The organism is Clostridium sp. 1001270J_160509_D11, from assembly GCF_015667935.1.
GTDB lineage: Bacteria > Bacillota > Clostridia > Peptostreptococcales > Peptostreptococcaceae > Intestinibacter.
Window position 1 is genome coordinate 1 of record NZ_JADPET010000221.1, and the last position, 2,649, is coordinate 2,649.

Annotated in this window: 2 protein-coding genes and 1 pseudogene; 2 read left to right on the forward strand and 1 reads right to left on the reverse strand. The window is 30.0% G+C overall.

What is annotated here, in order from left to right:
* A partial coding sequence (locus I4U58_RS13390) for an ABC transporter substrate-binding protein (RefSeq protein WP_195931833.1) occupies positions 1-730 on the forward strand: 730 nt, incomplete at its 5' end.
* A gap of 287 nt (positions 731-1,017) precedes the next feature.
* Positions 1,018-1,422, forward strand: a complete 405-nt coding sequence (locus I4U58_RS13395; protein ID WP_195931834.1) for a regulatory YrvL family protein — start codon at positions 1,018-1,020, stop codon at positions 1,420-1,422.
* Positions 1,423-1,598: 176 nt separating this feature from the next.
* Here I4U58_RS13395 and I4U58_RS13400 read toward each other — a convergent pair.
* A pseudogene (locus tag I4U58_RS13400) lies at positions 1,599-2,649 on the reverse strand (translational GTPase TypA); the annotation flags it as partial.

Here is a 2,649-nt window from a genome sequence, read left to right on the forward strand (position 1 = left end):
ATCAGATACAGCAATAGGCGATAAATTAAAAGAAGCTGGATTTAATGCAGTTGCAATATCAGTTAATAAATGGGAATACAACACTATAGAAACTTTAAACAACTGGATAGACTTATTAAGTCAAATATTCCCAGAAGATGCTAAAGCAGATGTAGTTAAAAAACACAGCGACGATGTTTATAAAATGGTTCAAGATAGAGTAAAAGATATACCAGATGATGAAAGAGCTAATGTATTTTTCTTATTTAAATATGATGAAACTTCAATCGCAACATCAGGAAATTCATTCTTTGGTAGCTGGTGGGCAAAAGCTATAGGAGCTAAAAACGTAGCTGATGATATTAAAAAAGACAACGCAGTACCAGTTAATATGGAACAAATTTATAAATACAATCCAGATATAATCTTTGTTACAAACTTTACACAAGCTCAACCAGAAGATTTATACAACAACACAATAGGAAGTAACGATTGGAGCAAAGTAAAAGCAGTAGAAGATAAAAAAGTCTACAAAATGCCTTTAGGAATGTATAGAAGTTATACTCCTGGAGCAGACACTCCAATGACATTATTATGGTTAGCAAAAACTATATATCCAGATAAATTTGAAGATATAGATATGACTAAAGAAGTTAAAGATTATTATAAAGAAGTATTTGGCGTTGATTTAACTGATAAACAAGTTGAATCAATATTTGCACCGACATCAGATGCAGCACAAGGATTCTAAAATAAGGAAGCTTAGCATTAAATAAATACTTTTATAAAGCAGAATTCTTATATAAATTAATGGAATTTTTAACTATGTAAAGTATTTATTAGCTATTTAAGTAAAACTCATATAAAAAGGGGCTAATACAGAATAAAAAATCTATTTTGTATTAGCCTTTTTTCATTGTAAGGAAATAATTCTATATAAAAACACAATTTTATTTTTATAAAATAAACAATATGTTAAAATAGATGTACTCAGTAATAACATATTATAATATCATTACTATATATAAGGAGGATTTTATGACTAATATAAAAAAATTACTACAAATACTAATTCCAGGTATTATACTGGCTATAATAGTTTATGCACTTTTTTTATTTTTTGGAGGAACCATACTATATTTACTTGGATTGAAGTACAATAATTTATTATCCCTAGCAAAGTTCTTTGGGATATTTTTAATTTTGAGTATGATTCTAGACTTTATAGTTGTATGTTTTTTAAAGGTTTTGAAAGAGCTAAGAGGACTTACAGATACCCAATATAATTTATTATATTTGACTTTAGATATACCTTTAAATATGATTATAATTGGCATATCAGAAACACTTATCAAAGGTGTCTCGTGCTCAATGTTAACTGCATTTATATTTTCTATAATATCTTATTTATTTGGTATATTTTTAGAGAAGAAATCAAAATAATAATATAGGAGGTGACATGATTTTAGCTAGAGGACATAGAAAAAATCTGCTCCTACTTTTTTTAATACATAGTAAATTATATTTATTGATTTTGATATTATAGATGGGGAGAAGTTGTTTTGGGTAAATTAATAGGCTTAGACAAAATTGATTTGTCTAAGCCTTATTTTAAGCAATTATTTTATTGCTGCTCTTTGTCTTTGTTTGTTGTATTGTAGTCTTTCGTGTTCTTTTAAGTATTTCTTTCTAAGTCTTATAGAATCTGGAGTGATTTCTACTAATTCATCATCATCTATAAATTCTAGAGCTTCTTCAAGAGTGAATGTTCTAGCTGGGTTTAATTTTATAGCGTCGTCACTTCCTGAAGCACGAACGTTTGTAAGTTTTTTGTTTTTACATGGGTTAACTACCATATCTTCACGTCTTGAGTTCATTCCGATTATCATACCTTCGTAAACATCAACACCTGGTTCAACGAACATTTGAGCTCTTTCGCTTAGTGCGTTAAGACCGTAAGCCATAGTTGTACCAGCACCTTGAGCTATTAAAACTCCGTTGTTTCTTGTTGGTATTTCACCTTTGTAATCTTCGTATCTAGCGAAAGATCTTACCATGTTTCCTTCACCACGAGTATCATTTATGAACTCACTTCTGTATCCTAAAAGTCCACGAGTTGGAGCAGAGAATTCGATTTTTACGTAATCTCCTTCTATAGACATTGCTTCCATCATACCTTTTCTTAAGTTCATTTTGTTTATTACAGTACCAGAGTAAACTTCTGGACAGTTTATTATAACTTTTTCGATTGGTTCTTGAACTCTACCATCTTCAGTTTTGTGCATTAAAACTTCTGGTTTAGATACACCTATTTCGTATCCTTCACGTCTCATGTTTTCAAGTAATATTGATAAGTGAAGCTCACCACGACCACTTACTTTGTATCCGTCAGTAGTGTCCATTGGTTCAACTTTAAGACCAACATTAACTTCAAGTTCTTTTTCTAATCTATCTTTTAAGTGTCTTGTAGTTACGAATTTACCACTTTTACCAGCGAATGGAGAATCATTAACTAGGAAGTTCATTGATAGAGTAGGTTCTTCTATATGTATCATTTCCATTGGAAGTTCGTTTCCAACTTCACATATAGTTTCACCTATTGATATATCAGGTATACCTGCTATAACAACTATTTCACCACTACCAGCTTCATTAACTTCAACTTGTTTT

Excerpts from the sequence above, each read along its gene's own strand:
- I4U58_RS13395 (WP_195931834.1), top strand. The coding sequence starts at position 1,018 with ATGACTAATATAAAAAAATTACTACAAATACTAATTCCAGGTATTATA.